The 17,399-nt window shown below is 64.2% G+C and carries 15 protein-coding genes; 4 read left to right on the forward strand and 11 right to left on the reverse strand.

The window, feature by feature from the left end:
• Nucleotides 1–13: 13 nt before the first annotated feature.
• Nucleotides 14–1,111 carry a DUF6268 family outer membrane beta-barrel protein gene (locus tag D0T11_RS10940; RefSeq protein ID WP_245990756.1) on the forward strand — a complete coding sequence of 366 codons (1,098 nt, stop codon included), beginning with the start codon at nucleotides 14–16 and terminating at the stop codon, nucleotides 1,109–1,111.
• 111 nt (nucleotides 1,112–1,222) lie between these two features.
• Here D0T11_RS10940 and D0T11_RS10945 read toward each other — a convergent pair whose 3' ends face one another.
• From D0T11_RS10945 to D0T11_RS10955, 3 genes are all read right to left on the reverse strand, one after another.
• Nucleotides 1,223–1,651: a hypothetical protein gene (locus D0T11_RS10945; RefSeq protein WP_119655826.1), complete on the reverse strand. Its 429-nt coding sequence runs from the start codon at nucleotides 1,649–1,651 to the stop codon at nucleotides 1,223–1,225.
• Nucleotides 1,652–1,660: 9 nt separating this feature from the next.
• Entirely contained in the window at nucleotides 1,661–1,846 is a 186-nt protein-coding gene (locus tag D0T11_RS10950; RefSeq protein WP_119655827.1) for a hypothetical protein, read from the reverse strand.
• A gap of 128 nt (nucleotides 1,847–1,974) precedes the next feature.
• Nucleotides 1,975–2,304, reverse strand: a complete 330-nt coding sequence (locus D0T11_RS10955; protein ID WP_119655828.1) for an ASCH/PUA domain-containing protein — start codon at nucleotides 2,302–2,304, stop codon at nucleotides 1,975–1,977.
• A 317-nt stretch (nucleotides 2,305–2,621) separates the two neighbouring features.
• Between D0T11_RS10955 and D0T11_RS10960 the strand changes: the two genes are divergently transcribed.
• Nucleotides 2,622–3,017, forward strand: a complete 396-nt coding sequence (locus D0T11_RS10960) for a hypothetical protein (RefSeq protein ID WP_119655829.1) — start codon at nucleotides 2,622–2,624, stop codon at nucleotides 3,015–3,017.
• A gap of 194 nt (nucleotides 3,018–3,211) precedes the next feature.
• On the opposite strand, the gene ppk1 is transcribed toward D0T11_RS10960, so the two are convergent.
• From ppk1 to D0T11_RS10995, 7 genes are all read right to left on the reverse strand, one after another.
• The gene (gene ppk1 / locus D0T11_RS10965; protein WP_119655830.1) at nucleotides 3,212–5,305 is read right to left on the reverse strand and encodes a polyphosphate kinase 1; all 2,094 of its coding nucleotides are present in this window, start codon (nucleotides 5,303–5,305) and stop codon (nucleotides 3,212–3,214) included.
• A 204-nt stretch (nucleotides 5,306–5,509) separates the two neighbouring features.
• Nucleotides 5,510–6,001, reverse strand: coding sequence for a SixA phosphatase family protein (locus tag D0T11_RS10970; protein WP_119655831.1), 492 nt, complete (start codon nucleotides 5,999–6,001; stop codon nucleotides 5,510–5,512).
• 360 nt (nucleotides 6,002–6,361) lie between these two features.
• On the reverse strand, nucleotides 6,362–8,077 hold the full coding sequence (locus tag D0T11_RS10975) for a GEVED domain-containing protein (RefSeq protein ID WP_119655832.1): 1,716 nt from the start codon (nucleotides 8,075–8,077) through the stop codon (nucleotides 6,362–6,364).
• A gap of 257 nt (nucleotides 8,078–8,334) precedes the next feature.
• Nucleotides 8,335–9,615 carry a M43 family zinc metalloprotease gene (locus D0T11_RS10980; protein WP_119655833.1) on the reverse strand — a complete coding sequence of 427 codons (1,281 nt, stop codon included), beginning with the start codon at nucleotides 9,613–9,615 and terminating at the stop codon, nucleotides 8,335–8,337.
• 191 nt (nucleotides 9,616–9,806) lie between these two features.
• Complete coding sequence (gene hflX, locus D0T11_RS10985) at nucleotides 9,807–11,165, reverse strand: GTPase HflX (RefSeq protein WP_119655834.1); 1,359 nt, start codon at nucleotides 11,163–11,165, stop codon at nucleotides 9,807–9,809.
• Nucleotides 11,166–11,299: 134 nt separating this feature from the next.
• Complete coding sequence (locus D0T11_RS10990; RefSeq protein ID WP_119655835.1) at nucleotides 11,300–11,671, reverse strand: c-type cytochrome; 372 nt, start codon at nucleotides 11,669–11,671, stop codon at nucleotides 11,300–11,302.
• Nucleotides 11,672–11,730: 59 nt separating this feature from the next.
• Nucleotides 11,731–14,052, reverse strand: coding sequence for a T9SS type B sorting domain-containing protein (locus D0T11_RS10995; protein ID WP_182888350.1), 2,322 nt, complete (start codon nucleotides 14,050–14,052; stop codon nucleotides 11,731–11,733).
• A gap of 265 nt (nucleotides 14,053–14,317) precedes the next feature.
• Here D0T11_RS10995 and D0T11_RS11000 point away from each other — a divergent pair, with 265 nt between their 5' ends.
• Both D0T11_RS11000 and rfbC read left to right on the forward strand, forming a co-directional pair.
• Nucleotides 14,318–15,448, forward strand: a complete 1,131-nt coding sequence (locus tag D0T11_RS11000; protein ID WP_119655837.1) for a glycosyltransferase family 4 protein — start codon at nucleotides 14,318–14,320, stop codon at nucleotides 15,446–15,448.
• A 54-nt stretch (nucleotides 15,449–15,502) separates the two neighbouring features.
• Complete coding sequence (rfbC, locus tag D0T11_RS11005) at nucleotides 15,503–16,045, forward strand: dTDP-4-dehydrorhamnose 3,5-epimerase (protein WP_119655838.1); 543 nt, start codon at nucleotides 15,503–15,505, stop codon at nucleotides 16,043–16,045.
• 20 nt (nucleotides 16,046–16,065) lie between these two features.
• Here the strand turns inward: rfbC and D0T11_RS11010 are convergent, their stop codons facing one another.
• Entirely contained in the window at nucleotides 16,066–17,367 is a 1,302-nt protein-coding gene (locus D0T11_RS11010; protein ID WP_119655839.1) for a UDP-N-acetylmuramoyl-tripeptide--D-alanyl-D-alanine ligase, read from the reverse strand.
• Nucleotides 17,368–17,399 lie beyond the last annotated feature (32 nt).

The following is a 17,399-nucleotide window of genomic DNA, read 5'->3' on the forward strand; positions in this document are numbered from 1 at the left end:
ACCGTTGTCCACGGTGCTGCTACTTACCGGGGGCCTGGCGGCCCAGGCCCAGGTAAGGCCCACCACGCCGCCCGTGTATCCGCCCCCGGCCCCCTTGCCCAACGACACGCTGCGCGCCGACCAGGTAGGCCGGTCCCAGGAGTTTGCCGTGCCCTCGGTGGTGGGGCAGGGGCCTAGCAAGGGCCTGATTGCGCACCTGGAAGGACTGGCCGACTTTAAGATCAACTCCGACCTCAACGACCAGACGCCGGCCGGCAAGGCCAGCAGCACCGTTGTCAAGAACCGGCGGGCCTTCATCAAGGGCTATATTCCGGTCTGGAATCATCCCCACCTCAAGGTTATTCTGGGCTTCAACTACGACCGGGAGGAGTTCCAGTTCCAGAACCCGGACAACGCTTCTTTCTACCGCAACCTCGAAGACAAGGGCCTTAAAACCGTCGGTACCCAACTGGCCGTTATCCGGCCCGTGGATGAAGTGCACTGGTACCTGGCCCGGGTGAAGGGCGAACTCAACGGCGACTACACCTCCTCGGAGCTGAGCATCCAGGACTACCTGAAGATGTCGGGCGAGTTTATCTACGGCTGGAAGCGCAGCCCCTACCTGTCCTGGGGCGTGGGGGCGCAGGTGGGCTACACGTTCGGGCGGCAGAGTATTTACCCCGTCATCCTCTACAACCGCACGTTCAACCCGCGCTGGGGCGTGGAGTCGCTGTTTCCGGCCCGCGTGACGGTGCGCCGCAACCTGAACGCCAAAACGTTGCTGTTCGGGGGCTACACCGTCGATGGCATGAACTACAACATCAAGCTGCGGGAGCCACTGGCCAACGGCCTGCAAACGCTGATTCTGCGGGAAACGGAGTTGAAGTTCCGCCTCCGTCTGGAGCGGGAAATCTATGATTTCCTCTGGTTCGGGATTGAGGGCGGCTACCGCTACAACGTCAACTTCAACGCCGTTGACGCGGCGAGCAACGAACGTACCCTGCCCCAACTCTTCAGCGGCTCGCGCAACCGCGTGGTGCAGAACACGCTGGGTACCGTGCCCTACGCCAGCATCGAGGTATTCCTGGTGCCGCCCCGCAAGTTCCTGAAGAAAATCAACCAGGGCCGCTAAAATCTGCCTTCACCCGTTCTGATGGCCCCAAAAGCCCCGCAGTACCCTGCCCCGGTTGGCAGCGCTGCGGGGCTTTTTGGGGGCCATCAGAACGCGTGCAGACTGCCTGAGCTAGGGCTGGGAGGCGGTGAGCCAGGCCAGGGCTTCGCCCTCATCCAGAAACAGGGCCGTGCGGTAGGGCTGGGTAGGGGCCAGGGCCTCGGCCACGGCCGGCGACACTTCCGCGTCCAGCAAGCGCTGCTCCAGGCGGGCGGGCGAGCTGAACACGGCCAGGCGCAGCAACTCCGGGGCCAGTTCCCGGGCCACTGCCGGCAGAAAGTCCTGGCCGAGCCAGCGGGCCGTTTCGAGTACCAGCGGCCCGTCGCGGCGGCCGTCGAGGAGCCAGTTGGGGCAGCGGTGCCGGCGGGCCAGGGCCAGCAGGTGCTGGTAAGAGGCCTGAGTTTCGGGCAGCGAATGGGGGCGCAGCCAGCGCATAACCAGCACCCCCAGGTCGGGGCGGTAGTCGGCCGTGTAGGAGTCGGGGGCGGGTGGTAATGGCATGGGGGTTAACTAACGGGGGCGGTTTTGGTTTGGCGCGATGTAGACGGTGGCCGGCGGCAGGGGAGGCGGCAACTGCCGGTACTGCCCGAGGAAAGCCATCCGGAAAGCCCGGGCATCGGCCCGTTCTTCGGTGGCCCGCTGCCCCTGCCGGGCAGACCGGATGGCGCGGCTTCTCTCGGACAAGGGCAGGGGCATAGGCGACGCGGAAGGCCGGGAAAGCGGGGAAGATACGCCGCTAACCCGACCGCTGCGCCTGGCCCCCTGGTTGCCTGCCAAAACGGCTCCGTCCCGGGCAGGGGCGGAGCCGTTCTGGCAGGCGGGACTTACCACAGTCGCGTGTCGCTCACGCCGGGGGGCAGGGGCGGATGTTCGGCCAGGCCGAGTACGCACCAGCCGGGTTCGAGGCCGAAGGTGCCGCCCTGCATGAGGTAGCTGACCCAGCGCTCCACGGTGCGGCCGCTGTACTGCTCGCTTTCGGGTTCGTACTCGCGCAGCAGCAGCGCGTCGCCGAGTTGGTAGTTGCGGTCGTTGAGGCGCACATCGAAGGGCTTGCTTCCCTGCTCAACGGCGGCAAAGCAGGCGGGCCACACTTTCAGCTCGTGAACGGGCGTGGTGAATGGGGCGGCGACGGTTGGAAAAAAGGTGGTAGTCATGGGGAAGAAACGTCAGGAGTGAATCGGAATACGGTCTGATGATCATGCCGTGTTAACCGAATATACGCAGTATGCGGCCAGCAACACGCAACAGGGGCGCAGTGTTCCGGGGCTTCCTCCTTACCGGCCACGGGCAGGCCGGTTGCCGGGGCTATACGGAGTCTCTGACTAGCAGATTTTTAGGGCCTGAGTAAGCCGGATGGCCGGCTCCCGGTGCCAAGGCATAACGAACAGATGATGATTTACTAACCTGGGGCAGGGGGCGGTGGTGGTACTTTTGCGGCCGGCCCCCGTGGCCTTCCTCCTCACTGCCACCCATGAAAGCCTCCAAAAAACTACTGCTCGACCAACTCACCATCGTGCTGTTGCCCCACCTGGCGCTGCCCAGTGCCAGCAAGCTGCCCAAGAACATTGGCAAAACCATTGAGCACCTCACCGACCAGATTCTGCGCCAGCGGGCTAAGAGAAGCGCTGCCAAAACCACCCGCCAGGCCCTCACCGACCAATTGGCCGGCCTGCTCGATACCCACCTTCACGGAGCGGAAGAGCTGGCGCGCACCCCGGAAGTAACGCGCGTCATCACTCAATCGGCCGGCAAGCTGGCCGGCAAGCTCACCAAGCTGCACCCAGCGCGGGTGGGGCCGGAACCAACGGCGGAAGCGGCGGCCGGGCGACAAGCCGGCAAAACTGCCCGCGCCAAAGCCCACGCCTGAGAAGGTGCTGGCGTTGGCCGGTGGCCAATGCCGCTCAATGCCGCTCAATGCAGAAACGCGCAGTGCCGCGCTGCTACCCCCTTGTTGCGGCGCGGTAGCCCAACGTCTGGCCGGGCCACGAAGGCCAACGCAACAAGGCCGCTTCCGGCTAGGGAAACGGCCTTGTTGCGTTGCAAACACCGCGTGCCAGCGTTCTACTTGCGCTTCTTTTTGGCCAGCTGTTGCAGGTAAGCGTAGGTTTCGAACTGGGCACGTACCTCCTCGGCTTCCCCGGCTCTGTCGGTAGTGGAGCCCACAAAGTTATTCTGCCAGTCGCGCGACTTCACGCTGTCCTGGCGCTGGAGGTCGAGCAGGTGGCGGACTTCGGCTTTCAGATCCTCTTGCAGGATGGGGAAGGCCACTTCTACCCGCCGGTCGAGGTTGCGGCTCATCCAGTCGGCGGAGGCGGTGTACACCTTTTCCTCGCCCCCGTTGCCGAACACGTATACCCGGGCGTGCTCCAGAAACCGGTCCACGATGCCGCGCTGCTGAATGTTGCGGCTCTGGCCGGCCAGGTCCGGAATCAGGCAGGAAATGCCCCGGATGAGCAGCTCCACCCGCACGCCGGCCTCGCTGGCCTCGTAGAGCTTGAGAATCATGCGCTCATCCTGCAAGGCATTCAGCTTGAGAATGATGTAGGCTTCCTTGCCCTTGTGGGCCAGCGTAATTTCGTGGTCGATGAGGGCCTCCAGCTTCTGGCGCAACTCGAAGGGCGCTACCAGCAGATGCTCGAACTGGCCCGTTTTGTCGAGGCGGTCGTGGAAATAGCGGAACACCTCGGCCACCTCCCGGGTCAGGATGGGGTTGGCCGTGAACAGGCCGTGGTCGGCGTAAATCTGGCTGGTCTGCTCGTTGAAGTTACCGGTGCTCAGGTAAGCATAAAGCTTGTTGTGGCCTTCCTCAGCCCGCGTAATGAGCAGCAGCTTACTGTGCACCTTCAGGTCGGGAATGCCATAGATGACGTTGGCTCCGGCCTTCTGGAGCTTTTCGGCCCAGAACATATTGCTCTCCTCGTCGAAGCGCGCCTTGAGCTCCACCACCACGGTTACCTGCTTGCCGTTTTTGGCGGCCTTGAGCAGGGCCTTAGCCACGTCGGACTTGCTGCCCACCCGGTAGAGTGTGATGCTGATGTCGCTCACCTGGGCATCCTTAGCGGCCTCGTTGATGAGGCGCGTCACGTAGTCGAACGACTGGTAGGGGGGGTGCAGCAGGTGGTCGCGCTGGGCCAGGGCGGCCAGCAGCGAGCCGGTGCGCGGCAGCGTGGGGTGGGGCAGCGGCGGCATGGGCACGTACTGCAAGTGGGGCAGCCCGAAATCGGGGAACCCGAAAAAGTCGCGGAAATTGTGGTAGCGGCTGCCTTCCACCAGCTCCTCCTTGCCGATTCCGGTTTTCTCCATCACGGCCCGCAGCACCTCCTTAGGCATGGCAGGATCATACAGCAGCCGGGCCGGGAAGCCGGTTTCGCGCTTCTGGAGGCTGCTCTTGATTTTGGCCAACAGGTTGTCAGATACTTCTTCCTGAATGTCGAGCTCGGCGTCGCGGGAGAGCTTTACGGCCTGCACCTGCACCTTGCCGTAGGTGGCAAACAGCTCCTGGGCGCAGCAGCGGATGACGTCGTCCAGGAACATCACGTAGTGGTCTTCGCCCACGTCGGGCAGGCGCACGAACCGGCCGCCGTGGCGCTTGGTGGGCAGCTCCATCACCACCACCCGCTCCTCGTCCTGCTTCTTGTGGTTGGCGGGCTGGGTCAGGTAGAAAGTCAGGTACACGCTCTGGTCGCGCAGGAACAGGTGGTGCAGGTTTTCGTCGAGGATGATGGGCGAGAGGGTATCGCGCACGTTTTCGCGGAAATACTCCTGCACCCAGGTGTGCTGCTCGCTGGTGAGGTCGTGTTCCGAAATCAGGTGGATGTGGTGGCGGCCCAGCTCGGGCAGAATGCTGTTGCGGAACGTGTCGCCGAATTCCTGCTGCTGCCGGCCCACTTCCAGCAGCAGGTCGTGGAGCTGTTGGGCGGGGTCTTCGCCCAGCTTGGCGCGGGTTTTCTTCTTGAGCTTCACCAGCCGGCGCAGCGTGGCCACCCGCACCTTGAAGTACTCGTCGAGGTTGCTGCTGAAGATGGCCAGGAACTTCAGGCGCTCCAGCAGCGGAACCGCGGGGTTCTGTGCCTCCTGCAATACCCGGCGGTTGAAGGTGAGCCAGCTCAGTTCGCGGTTTAGCAGCCGGGGTTGGGCCTGTTCAGTTTCGGACATAGAGGATGCGGATTTGGTGAGAAAGGCAAGCAGCCGGACCCAGCCGGGCCACGGCGGGGCAGCGCCCAGCAGGAACCGGGCCACCGTTGGCCGAGCGCGGGTACGCTGCTCCCCGAAACGCGGGGTGCCGGCAATAGTTGGCCTGCCCGTGGGAGTTCATCGTTTCGTAACCGGGCGCGGCGTGGCTACCGGCGGCCGGTGAGGCTAGTAGTTCTTCGGCTTGTCGAAGAAATAGTACTCGGCGTTGGCCTGGCTGACGTCGGCCCACTGGTCGGTTTTGAACTTGAGGCAGGCAATGGAAGCCGTGGGCATGGGCGGAATTTCGCTGGGCGAGAGCAGGTTGGCGAAGTCGGTGAGGGTGTTGTTGTGGCCCACCAGCAGCACGGCCGCCGCCGAGTCGGGCAGCTGCTGCACAATGGTCAGCAGGTCGGGCACGGTGGCCTCGTAGATGCCCTCAATCACCTGCAACTGCTCGGGCGAGTGCTCCAGCTCCTTGGCCACCAAGGCGGCAGTGCTCAGAGCGCGCACGGCCGGGGAGCTCACAATCAGGTCCAGCTCCACTTCCCGTTCCGCCAGCGCCCGGCCCATCAGGGGGGCATCGTCGCGGCCCCGGTCGTTGAGCGGGCGCTGCTGGTCGTTGAGCGTATCGAAGCTCCAGCTCGATTTGGCGTGGCGCATTAAGTACAGCGTTTTCATACGCGAAGGGGAAAAAGGGCGGCAAAGCAGGGGGCTGGCCTCTTTACTTCGCCCGGCCGAAAAGGTTGTACCCCGGGCTTGCGCCCGCGCAGCTGGTTGCGGCCCGCCCGCGGCCGGCAACCGCCGGCCCATCAGGCCTTCCCGGGCTTCCGGGGCAAGCGCCAGGTGGCCGGCCGGAAGCGCCGCACGTGCCACCTTGGGCGTTGCTGCCGGGGCGGGCGCAACCCGGGGCGCAACGGCAGTCGGGCAGGGCAGGGCTGGTGCAGGGGGCAGCCTCACGAAAAAGCCTCCCTTCCCAGGCGGGAAAGGAGGCTTTTTTACGCCTTGCCGGAGCCGGGGGCTGGCGGCCGGATCAGGAAGTTACTCTTTCACGAAGCGCTGGTGCGACACTTGCTGCCCATCGGTGATGCGGAGCAGGTACACGCCCTTGGCCAACTCGCCCACGTTGAGCAGGCTGCCTTCGAAGCGGGCATTTTTCACTTCCGCTCCGCGCATGTCGTACACGGATACCGAAACGGTGCTGGCATCAATGGTGGCCGGGATTTCGATGTTGAGCACATCGGTAGCCGGGTTCGGGTAGATGCGGTAGCCAGCCACTTCGGCCGGAGCCGACAGACGAGCCCCGCCGCTGATGTTGACGGTGTAGTCCTCCGTTTCGCCGTAGCTGTAGTTGCCGCAGCTGGTGGTGGCGGAGTTGTCGCTCATTACCACCCGCATCCGGGTAGCGCCCGACTTAGCCGTGGCCGGAACCGTGAAGGTGCTGCTCAGCGTGCCCGTGCTCGAAGAAGAACCCGATACTACGGTTTCGCCGGCGTCGCTGAAGTCCCCGTCCTGGTTGTAGTCGATGTATACTTTCCAGTATTCGGTGTAAGCCGTAGAGGCGAAACCGGCCGAGAAGTTGATGGTCTGGGAAGAGCCGGCGGCCAGCGACGTCGACAGAGCCGTGCCGTTGTAGTAGCCGGCGTCCTTGCTGGAGGTGCGGGCAATAGAGCCCAGTTTCACGTAGTCGATCCACTCGTAGCTCACGTTCGTGCCCTTGCTGGCGCAGTAAGAAACCGTGGTGGGGGGAGGCGTGGTGCCGCCACCGCCGCCGCCGGGAACCGTGCCGCCGTTGGAGGTGAGCAGCGAAGCGCGCGAACCGCCGCTGGCGAACAAGGCGTTCATGCGGGCCGACTGGCCGTTGGAGAACATGTACATGCAGGCATCATCCACGTAGTCCATGTAGTTCATGAACATGTCGCCGTTGGGGCCGTTGGAGCAGGTTACGCGCGGGAAGGATGGGCAACTGTAGTTGCTGGTTTGTTGGGTAGGCGTGTCGCTCACCAAGTCGTTGCCGCAATTGGCGTCGCCCCAGATGTGGCGCAGGTTCAGCCAGTGGCCCACTTCGTGGGTGGCCGTGCGGCCCAGGTTGAACGGAGCCGAGGAGGAGCCGCCCTTACCGAAAGCCGAGCTCAGGATTACTACCCCATCGGTAGCTACCGTGCCGCCGGGGAACTGCGCGTAGCCCAGCACCCCGCCCGACAGGTTGCACACCCACAGGTTGAGGTATTTGGTGGCATCCCAGGCGTCCAGGCCGCCGGTCGAGGCCTTTTTCATCTTGTCGTCGGTGCCCCAGCTGGCAGTCGTTACCGATTTGCGCTCGATGCCGCTCGTCGTCGCGCCGGAAGGCGTTTGCTTGGCCAGCACGAACTGGATGTTGGCGTTGGCCGCCAGCCCCGCGAAGGCCGAAGGCGTCTTGCTGACGTCGGCGTTGGTTTTGGTGAAATCCTCGTTCAGAACCGTAAGCTGGGACTGGATCTGGGCGTCGGAGATATTCTGGGCCGACGTGCTGTAGAGCACGTGTACTACTACCGGAATGGTAATGGTGGCGGCGGTGCGCTTGGCTACCGGGTTGTCCACAAACTGCTGGGTCCGGTTTTCGATAGCGGCCATGCGCTGGGCCATGGCGGGGTCGGCGGCGAGTTGGGCCGCCAGGTTCTCCATCGTGGAGCACTGACGAACTTGCTGCGCTTCGGCGGAAACTGCCGCGCCCAGGCCCAGGAATGCCAGGGCCAGTGAGTAAAGGTTTTTTTTCATACTAGGGGGTTGGTTGTGGAGGAGTGGAGAGAAACGAGAAATGAAGGAATTAGGTGTGTGGTTGTGGTAAAAGGGGCTTATAAGTGGCAAATTATTAAAAATATTCTAATGAATATGGCCTAAATAGCGAATACTCGTAAAAGCCCGAATCTTATGATAGCCGTTTTTGCCTGGCCGGTACTCCTGTTAAGTACAATACCCGCCCCAGCCAGGCTGAAACGGGTATTATGCTGAGTACGTGCTGATCAGGCGGCTGCCTATTCTTTACGGAAGCTCTGGTGCTGGGTGCTGATGCCGTCGGTGAGCACCAGGTGATACAGACCGGCCGGCAGGGCCGATACATCTACCGAGCCTTCGCCGGCCGGGCGCACCTGCTTCATTTCGAAGCCGCGCAGGTCGTACACTTTGGCCTCCCACTTAACGGCCGGCGTATTCAGGCCGGTGCGGATAGAGAGTTGGCCGGCCGTGGGGTTCGGGAACACGGTCAGGGTTTCGACTGCCGTGGTTGCCACGAGCGGAGCAGTGCCGCCGTTGGAGGTGAGCAGCGAAGCGCGCGCGCCACCGCTGGCGAACAGCGCGTTCATGCGGCTCGACTGACCGTTGGTGAACATGTACATGCAGGCATCGTCGGTGTAGTCCATGTAGTTCATGAACATGTCACCGTCGGCCCCGTTGGAGCAGGTTACGTGCGGGAAGGAAGGACAGCCGTAGTTGCTGGTCTGCTGGGTGGGCGTGTCGCTCACTAAGTCGTTGCCGCAGCTGGCATCGCCCCAGATGTGGCGCAGGTTCAGCCAGTGGCCCACTTCGTGGGTGGCCGTGCGGCCCTTATCGTAAGGGACTGAAGAGCCACCGGGCAGGGACGAATACAGCACAACTACGCCGTCGGTGCTGGCCGCGCCGCCGGGGAACTGGGCGTAGCCGAGCAGGCCCTGGCCCAGGTCGCAGACCCAGAGGTTGAGGTACTTCGACGTGTCCCAGGCGTCGTCGCCGCCGCGCTTGGACGATTTCATGGCGTCGTTGGTGCTCCACGACTTCACCCGGGTAGACTTGTGAATGATGCCGTTGGTGGCGCGGCCACTGGGGTCGCGCTTGGCCAGCACGAACTGCACGTTGGTGCTGGCGGCGGCCCCGGCGAAAGCGGCCGGAATCAGCGAGGCATCGGCGTTGGTTTTGGCGAAATCCTGGTTCAGCACATTGATCTGGGCCATTACCTGGGCATCGGAAACGTTTTCGGCGCTGTTGTTATACAGCACGTGCACCACAACCGGAATAGAAACGGCGGCGGCGGTACGCTGGGCGGTGGGGTTGGCAACGAAACGGCCCGTCTGAGCCTCAATTTCCGCCATGCGCTGGGCCAGTTTCGGATTGGCGGCCATCTGGGCTTCCAGCACGTCCATGGCGGCGCACTGCCGGCCCCGGTTCTGCTGAGCCAGCTCAGCAGTGGTCTTGAACAACTCTCTGGATAAACCCTGAGCGGCCGCCGACAGCGACGTGAGGCAGGCCAGACCCAGAGTGAGCGAGTAGAACGTTTTCTTCATGTGTAAACTGCTTAGTGTGGTGAGAGAAGCGTCTGAAAAGCAATATCGGATAAATTATCGAATTGTTAACTATGTCATTGTATCATTGAATAAATGTCAATGAAAGCAAGGTGTAGGGATGGATTTTTGCAAAAAAAAGAACCCGGCCGAGAGGCTGGGTTCCTGGTTCCGAAAGGAAAACAGTGGCCGTTTTATTCGGCCTCGTCTTCCCGGATAGGATGCACGGAGGGGTAGCGCTCATTATGGATGGCCGAAACGCGCCGCGTAAGCAAAGCCCGTAACTCGTCGATGTTGGTGCGCTCCTGGGCCGAAATGAAGATAACCGGGTCGTGGAGCTTGGCCATGTAGGTGGCCTGGAACTGCTCCAGCGTCGGGCGGGCAGCGGCCTCGTCGTCCTCGGCATTCATGCCCTCAAAACCGGTATGGTACTCCGGCTCGGTGGCCTCGGTATTGTACTGGTCAATCTTGTTGAAGATGAGTAGCGTGGGCTTATCGGCCGCCCCGATATCCTTGAGCGTGTCGTTAACTACGGCAATGTGCTCCTCGAAGGAGGGGTGGGAAATGTCCACCACGTGCACCAGCAAATCGGCCTCCCGGATTTCATCGAGCGTGCTCTTGAAGCTCTCGATGAGGCGGGTGGGCAGCTTGCGGATGAAACCCACGGTGTCGGAGAGCAGGAAGGGTACGGTTTCGAGCACCACCTTGCGCACGGTGGAGTCCACGGTGGCGAAGAGCTTGTTCTCGGCAAACACGTCGGCCCGGCTCAACAGGTTCATAATGGTGCTTTTGCCCACGTTGGTGTAGCCCACCAGGGCCACCCGCACCGTGCCGCCGCGCGACTTGCGCTGGGTCTGGCTCTGGCGGTCGAGGTCCTTGAGGCGCTCCTTGAGCAGGGCAATCCGGTCGTTGACCACCCGGCGGTCGGTTTCGATTTCCGTTTCACCCGGTCCGCGCTGGGCCACGCCCCCCCCGCGCTGCTTGTCGAGGTGGCTCCAGAGGCCGGTAAGGCGGGGCAGCAGGTATTGGTACTGGGCCAGCTCGACCTGGGTTTGGGCGGTGGCCGTTTTGGCCCGCCGGGCAAAAATATCGATGATGAGCAGGCTGCGGTCCACGATTTTCACCTTCAGCTCCGCCTCCAGGTTGCGGAGCTGGGAAGGGGAGAGGTCGTCATCAAAAATGACCATGCTGGCCTTGGTGTGCTCCACGTAGGCCTTGATTTCGGCCAGCTTGCCCTCGCCCACGAAGGTGCGGATATCGGGCTTGTCGAGGCGCTGGATGAAGCGTTTGGTGACGGTGGCGCCGGCCGTTTCGGCCAGGAAGGCCAGCTCGTCGAGATACTCCTGGGTGCGGGCGTCGGCCTGGCGCTTATCGGGCACGGCCACCAGCACGGCCGTTTCGTCGTCGGTGCTGGTATCATAGGTGCCATTTTGGGCGGCTTTGGTCAGGATGCGACCGGCCCGGCCCTTCACGCCATCAACGGCCCCGGGGTGGCGGGTGCTGTTCTGGGCTTTGCCGCCGTTGTTGCTTTTGGGACTAGGTTTACTTGCCATCAGAAAGAGAAGTTACAAAAGTGAGAAGCCACTGCTAAACCAAGTGGCTCTTAAAGCATACGGCCAAAGCGGCGGATAGGGCGGTTTGTCAGTGGTCAGTTGCCAGTGGACACTGGCAACTGACCACAGGCAACTCACTTCAACGTGAGCGAGTAGGCCACTACCTGCTGAATCTGCTCGTCGGTGAGCTGGCCCCGGAAGCCGGGCATTTTACCAAGGCCGTTGACGACCATATAGGTGCGGCCGGCGGCATTGAGGTTGCTTTTGGTCAGGTCGTGGGCTCCGTTGAGGCCGAGCTTGCCGCTGGCCCCGTGGCAGATGGCGCAGTTCTGGGCAAATAGGCTGGCACCGGCCTCCAGCGCCTCCAGGGCCTCCGGGGCGGCGGCGGGCGGCGGCGGGGCGGCCGAAGTTTGGGATGCGTCGGGGGCCGGGCCGCAGGCGCTTAGCAGCAGGGCGGCAACCAGCGGGGCCGCCGGGCGGGCAGACAGGGAAAATAATCGGAGCATGGGCAAAGATAAGCCGGCGGGCAGTACGGCCGCAGTTGCCCCCGCCACCCGCGGCCGCCTCAGCGGCTTACCTGAAGCCAGCCTTTCAGCCGCCGGCCCCGGCCCGGCTCTTCCAGCAGGTAGTAGTACACGCCATTGGCCAGGCCGGGGGCGGTCCAGTCCTGGCGGTAGTGGGCGGTGGTATACACTGGCTGCCCCCAGCGGTTGTAAATGGTGAGCGCCCAGGCCGCGGCCCCCAGGCCGGTTATTTCCAGCCGGTCGTTCAGCCCGTCGTGGTTGGGCGTGATGATGTTGGGCACGAACACCTGCTGCCGGCAGTCGGGCAGGCGTACCTGAACGGAGTCGGTGGCGCTGCACCCGGCCACGGATACGGTAACCCGGTAGGTGCCCGAAGTGGTAGGCGTGAACGTGGCCGCCGTCGAGCCGTCCTGCCAGCGGTAGCGCCCGCCGGGCAGCGCAACGCTGAGCACGAAGGGTTGCCCGGGGTTCTGGCAGACCACCGTATCGGGGCCGAGGTGGAGGGCAAGCGGCGTGAGGTAGCGCACGCGGATCGAGTCGCGCTGGCCGCAGCCGGCCGCGTTGGTGGTTTCGAGCCAATAGGTGCCGGTGGCCTGCACGGTCAGCGTCGGGCCGGCCGAGCCGTCCGACCAGCGGTAGCGGGTGTCGGGCAGGCTTGGACCGCGGGCGCGTAGCGTCAGAAGAACACCCGGGCACAGTACCGTGTCGGGGCCGAGGTGGGCGGGGGGCGGCAGCGGGCGGGTGCGCAGGCGCAGCGAGTCGCGGGCGGTGCAGCCGGCCGCGCTTGTTACCTGCACCCAGTACCAGCCCGGCAGCGTGGCCTGCAGCGTGGCCGCCGTCGAGCCATCCTGCCAGCGGTAAGCCGCTGCGGGCGGGGCCGTGAGCAGCAGCGCCTGGCCGGCGCACAGGGTGGTGTCGGGACCCAGGTTTACTGCGGGCCGGGGCTGAATATCGACGTAGCGGCGCAGCACCACCGGTGGCCCGCCGGGCAGATACAGCGTGGCCTTTATCAGGTAGCGACCCACCGCAGCGTAGGTGTGCGTGGCCGCTAACCCGGTGGCCCCGTTGCGCGACGCGGCCCCGGGGTCGCCGAAATGCCAGCGGACGGAATCGGCCCCGTAGCTGGTGGGCAGCGCGAAGCTCACCAGACTGCCCTGGCAGGCCCCGCGCACGGTGAAGTGCCACAGGTCGCGCTGCACAAACGAGGGCAGGCCTAGTACCGACCGGCGGCCGGCCAGCTCAACGCCCAGGGGCAGGTAAGCGCAGGCCGCGCCCCGGCGGTCGGGGTCGATGATGACTCCCATGCGGGTGGTGCCGACTGTGGTGGATTGGGCCACGTAAATGCGCCCGTCGGGGCCAAGTTGCAAGGCGCTGGGCGTGCCCCCTTGCTGGTCAGGACCCGCGGAGGATGGAACGGGCAAAGCCGACGCGGCAACGTTGGCCGCAGTTACATCATACTGATAAATCGACTTGGAAAACGGGTCTGAGACGTAGAGCAGGCGGCCGTTGGGGGAGAACTCGACGCCGTAGCTGGCCATGCGGGCCGGGGGCAGCAGCACGGGGTTGCTGAGGCGGCCGGTGGCGGGGTCGAAGTCGAGCAATTCGACGCTGGGAGTGCCGGCGGGTTGCTGCGGGTCGAGGCTGCCAATGGCCATAGCCAGCCGCCGCCCATCGGGCGACGCCTTGAGCTGCCCGATTACCTGCACGCTGCGCGGCGCTAAAGCGTCGCGGCTGAGTACCGGCGATGCCCCCAATCCCTGAGCGGTGAGCAGGTAAGCGAAAAACACGTCCGTAGCGCGCTCATGGCCGAGTATCCACAGGTCGCGGCCGTTGGCGTGGGGCACGGCGGCCACCCGCTCGCTGGACGTAGGGTGCAGCGGCACTTCGCGCTGCACTACCTCGCCCAGTCCGTTCTGGCGGCCCATATCTATTACCGAGTACCGAAAGCCGTTGGTTTCATCCTTCTTATCGGGCGAGAGCAGGTAGTACAGGCCCCGGCGGCCGGGCTGGGCCACCACCAGGTATTGGGTGGTGGAGGTGTTGCCCCGCAAGCTGGCCCCGCCCGCCATCACCTGGTGGCGCTGGTTCCAGATGGTTACGCCGTTGGTATAGAGCAGCAGGTTGCCCAGGCTGTCGGCCCGGCTGCTACAGCCTTCGGCCGAGTAGAGCAGCCCGTTGGTCAGGGGCACGGGCGTACCGGTCCGGAAGTCCAGGCCCGCCTGGTTACCGAAATACCACTGACTGGTTTCGAACTGGGCGCGGGCGCTCAGGCTGAGCAGCAGGGCCAGGGCCAGCAGCCGGCCTCTGTGCCACCAGGGCCGGAGCGTGGCGGGCCGACCTTGCGCCCGCCAGTTGGTCGTCATATACATAGAGGGGTAGTACTGGCTAGAAAGGAAGAAGAGATGCTTTTAACGGCTAATTTTCAGGCCTCCGCAACGGGGGGTGAATGTAAGCAGCAGAGGCAATAAACAGGCGGTGGCAGGCCGTTTTCCGGCGGCCCTCGTACGGCCTGTTGCGCCTGCATTCAGCGCGCTGGTTATTGGGGGAATCTGCCGGAATTTTCCGTTTCGTAAGGTGCCGCCGCCTCCTGGGGGCTACCTTTGCAGCCGTACTCCAACCCGTCCCCGAATGCGCGTCGCCATCGTCATCAATACTTCCTGGAATATCTGGAATTTCCGGCGCAGCCTGGTAAAAGCCTTGCAGGCGGCCGGCCATGAGGTGCTGGCCATTGCGCCGCCGGATGCGTATTCGGCGCGCCTGGAAACGGAACTGGGCTGCCGGTTCGTGCCCATCCCGATGGAAAACAAAGGCACCAACCCCGTCAAGGACGCCGCCCTCACGCGCCGCTTCTACCAGATTTACCGCCGCGAACGGCCCGATGTGGTGTTGCAGTACACCATCAAGCCCAACATTTACGGCACCATCGCGGCCCGGCTGGCCGGCATCCCCAGCGTCAACAACGTGTCGGGTCTGGGCACGGTGTTCATCGTGAAAAACCTGGTGAGCAAAGTAGCCCTGGGCCTGTACCGGTTCGCCTTTCAGTTTCCGAAACGGGTGTTTTTTCAGAACGACGACGACCGGCAGCTGTTCCTGCAACACGGCCTCGTGGCTCCCGCCATCACCGACCTGCTGCCCGGCTCCGGCGTCGACATCAACCGGTTCCGGCCCGCCCCGGCGTTCCGACGCAACGCGCCCTTTACCTTCCTCATGATTGCGCGCGTGCTCTACGAGAAGGGCGTGGAGGAGTATTTCGAGGCCGCCCGGCTGGTGCGCGAGGCCGTGCCCGGCACCCGGGTGCAGCTCCTGGGCGGCGTGGATGAAAGCGGGGGCGTCGGCGTGAAACGGGCCGTGTTTGAGCAGTGGCTCCAGGCGGGGAACGTAGAATACCTGGGCACCTCCGACGACGTGGCCGCCCTCCTGCGGGAAGCCGACTGCGTGGTGCTGCCCTCCTACCGCGAAGGCACACCCAAAACGCTGCTCGAAGCGGCCGCCATGGGCAAACCCATCGTGACCACCGACGTGCCCGGCTGCCGCGAAACCGTGGTAGATGGCCACAACGGCCTGCTCTGCCAGGTGCGCGACGCGGCCGACCTGGCCGCCAAAATGCTGCAAATCCTGCGCCTGCCCGACGCCGGGCTGGAGCAGATGGGCCGCGCCGGCCGCCACCTGGCCGAAACCAAGTTCGATGAGCAAATCGTGCTCAATAAATACCTGGCCGTGGTGGAGCACCTAACCACCAACCGCTCCGGGCGCTCATAAATCTGCCTAACTTGCGCCGCACTCCAAGCTACCGCGCCCCATTACTGCTCTTTTATGGAATTTAAGTACTTCGATGTTCCTGGTGTAGTCGAAATTCTGCCCCGGGTGTTCGGCGACGCCCGCGGTGCGTTTTTCGAGTCGTTCAGCGCCCTGAAAATGGAAGAAGCCGGCATCGTGGGCGACTGGGCCCAGGATAATCAGTCGCGCTCCGACCGGGGAGTGGTGCGGGGGCTGCATTTCCAGAAACCCCCGTATGCGCAGGCCAAACTGGTACGCGTGGCGGCCGGCCGGGCCCGCGACGTGGTGGTTGATATCCGGCGCGACTCGCCCACCTACGGCCGGCACGTGTCGGTAATTCTGGACTCGGAGCGCTACAACATGCTGTATGTACCCGTGGGATTTGCCCACGGCTTCACGGCCCTGGAAGACAACACGCTCTTCCTCTATAAATGCACCAATTACTACGCCCCCCAATCGGAAGGCGGCCTGCTCTGGAACGATCCGGCCCTGGCCATCGACTGGGGCGTTTCGAGCCCCACCATCTCCGCCAAAGACCAGGTGTTGCCCACCCTGGCCGAGTTCGAGAGTCCCTTTTAATCGGCAACATCTATGATTATTTAGAGGAGCTCCAGCAGGCTTTCCAGGCCCATGCCGCGGGAGCCTTTGATGAGGATCTGGCGGTTGCGAAGCGGGTTTTCGCGGAGCCAGGACCCGGCCTCGGACTTGGTAAGAAAATGCAGCAACGATGAGTCGGTGGCGGCTGCGTGGTGCATGTCGGGGCCGATGAGCACGATCTGGCCGAAGGGCAGGCCCCGCACCAGCTGGCCCAGGGCGCGGTGCTCGGCGGCGCTTTCGCGACCCAGCTCGAACATATCACCCATAATAACCACTTTGCCGGCGGGGTTGCCGGGGCGGGCGGCGAAGCTGTGCAGGGCGGCCGCCATGCTGCTGGGGTTAGCATTGTAGGCGTCCAGCACGAGTTCGTTGTGGGCGGTGCGCACGAGCTGGGAGCGGTTGTTGGCGGGCTCGTAGGCGGCCAGGGCCTCGCCGATGTCGGCGGTAGGGACGCCGAAATAGGCCCCCAGAGCGGCGGCGGCGGCCAGGTTAGGGAAATTATAGCCCCCCGTGATCCGGGCTTCCAGGGAGGTTCCGCCGAACAGGCGCATCACCACGTGGGGGGCGGCGCTGAGCAGCTCGGCCGGGTAGGTGTCGGTGGGGCCAGGGTAGCTGACGCGCTCGGGTACCGGGGCGGCCAGAGCGGGCAGGCGGGCATCGAGCGTGTTCACGAAGGCCGTGCCGCCCACCTGCTCCAGGTACCGGAACAGCTCTCCTTTGCCCCGGGCAATACCTTCTACCCCGCCAAAGCCTTCGAGGTGGGCCTTGCCGATGTTGGTGATCAGGCCGTGGGTGGGCTCGGCCAGGCGGCACAGCAGCGCAATTTCGCCCTGGTGGTTGGCTCCCATTTCCACGATGGCCAGCTCGTGCTCGCCGGGCCGGATGCTGAGCAGCGTGAGCGGAACCCCGATGTGGTTGTTGAGGTTGCCTTGGGTGTACTGCACCCGAAACCGCCGGCTCAGCACGGCGTGGGCCAGCTCCTTGGTGGTGGTTTTGCCGTTCGAGCCGGTGATGGCCAGTACGGGCATCACTAGCTGCCGCCGATGATGCAGGGCCAGCGCCTGCAACGCGGCGAGCGGGTCGGGGGCGTAGGTGTACTGGCCGGGGTTTGCGGCGGCCAGGGCCTCGTCGTCCACCACGGCGTAGCGGGCACCCCGGGCCAGGGCCGGGGCCGCAAAGTCGCGGCCCCGGAAGTTGGGGCCGTTGAGGGCGAAGAACAGAGTGCCGTCCTGGGCCTGGCGCGAGTCGGTGCTGACGGCCGAGGAGGCCCGGAAACGGGCGTAGAGCGCCGCGAGGTCTGCCATGCGGTTTTGTGCGTAATATTAAAAACTGAACC

It is taken from the genome of Hymenobacter rubripertinctus (genome assembly GCF_003583925.1).
GTDB lineage: Bacteria > Bacteroidota > Bacteroidia > Cytophagales > Hymenobacteraceae > Hymenobacter > Hymenobacter rubripertinctus.

Coding starts and splice junctions, on each gene's coding strand:
- D0T11_RS10945 (WP_119655826.1), bottom strand. CDS start 1,651: ATGCCATTACCACCCGCCCCCGACTCCTACACGGCCGACTACCGCCCC.
- D0T11_RS10950 (WP_119655827.1), bottom strand. CDS start 1,846: ATGCCCCTGCCCTTGTCCGAGAGAAGCCGCGCCATCCGGTCTGCCCGG.
- D0T11_RS10955 (WP_119655828.1), bottom strand. CDS start 2,304: ATGACTACCACCTTTTTTCCAACCGTCGCCGCCCCATTCACCACGCCC.
- D0T11_RS10960 (WP_119655829.1), top strand. CDS start 2,622: ATGAAAGCCTCCAAAAAACTACTGCTCGACCAACTCACCATCGTGCTG.
- ppk1 (WP_119655830.1), bottom strand. CDS start 5,305: ATGTCCGAAACTGAACAGGCCCAACCCCGGCTGCTAAACCGCGAACTG.
- D0T11_RS10970 (WP_119655831.1), bottom strand. CDS start 6,001: ATGAAAACGCTGTACTTAATGCGCCACGCCAAATCGAGCTGGAGCTTC.
- D0T11_RS10975 (WP_119655832.1), bottom strand. CDS start 8,077: ATGAAAAAAAACCTTTACTCACTGGCCCTGGCATTCCTGGGCCTGGGC.
- D0T11_RS10980 (WP_119655833.1), bottom strand. CDS start 9,615: ATGAAGAAAACGTTCTACTCGCTCACTCTGGGTCTGGCCTGCCTCACG.
- hflX (WP_119655834.1), bottom strand. CDS start 11,165: ATGGCAAGTAAACCTAGTCCCAAAAGCAACAACGGCGGCAAAGCCCAG.
- D0T11_RS10990 (WP_119655835.1), bottom strand. CDS start 11,671: ATGCTCCGATTATTTTCCCTGTCTGCCCGCCCGGCGGCCCCGCTGGTT.
- D0T11_RS10995 (WP_182888350.1), bottom strand. CDS start 14,052: ATGACGACCAACTGGCGGGCGCAAGGTCGGCCCGCCACGCTCCGGCCC.
- D0T11_RS11000 (WP_119655837.1), top strand. CDS start 14,318: ATGCGCGTCGCCATCGTCATCAATACTTCCTGGAATATCTGGAATTTC.
- rfbC (WP_119655838.1), top strand. CDS start 15,503: ATGGAATTTAAGTACTTCGATGTTCCTGGTGTAGTCGAAATTCTGCCC.
- D0T11_RS11010 (WP_119655839.1), bottom strand. CDS start 17,367: ATGGCAGACCTCGCGGCGCTCTACGCCCGTTTCCGGGCCTCCTCGGCC.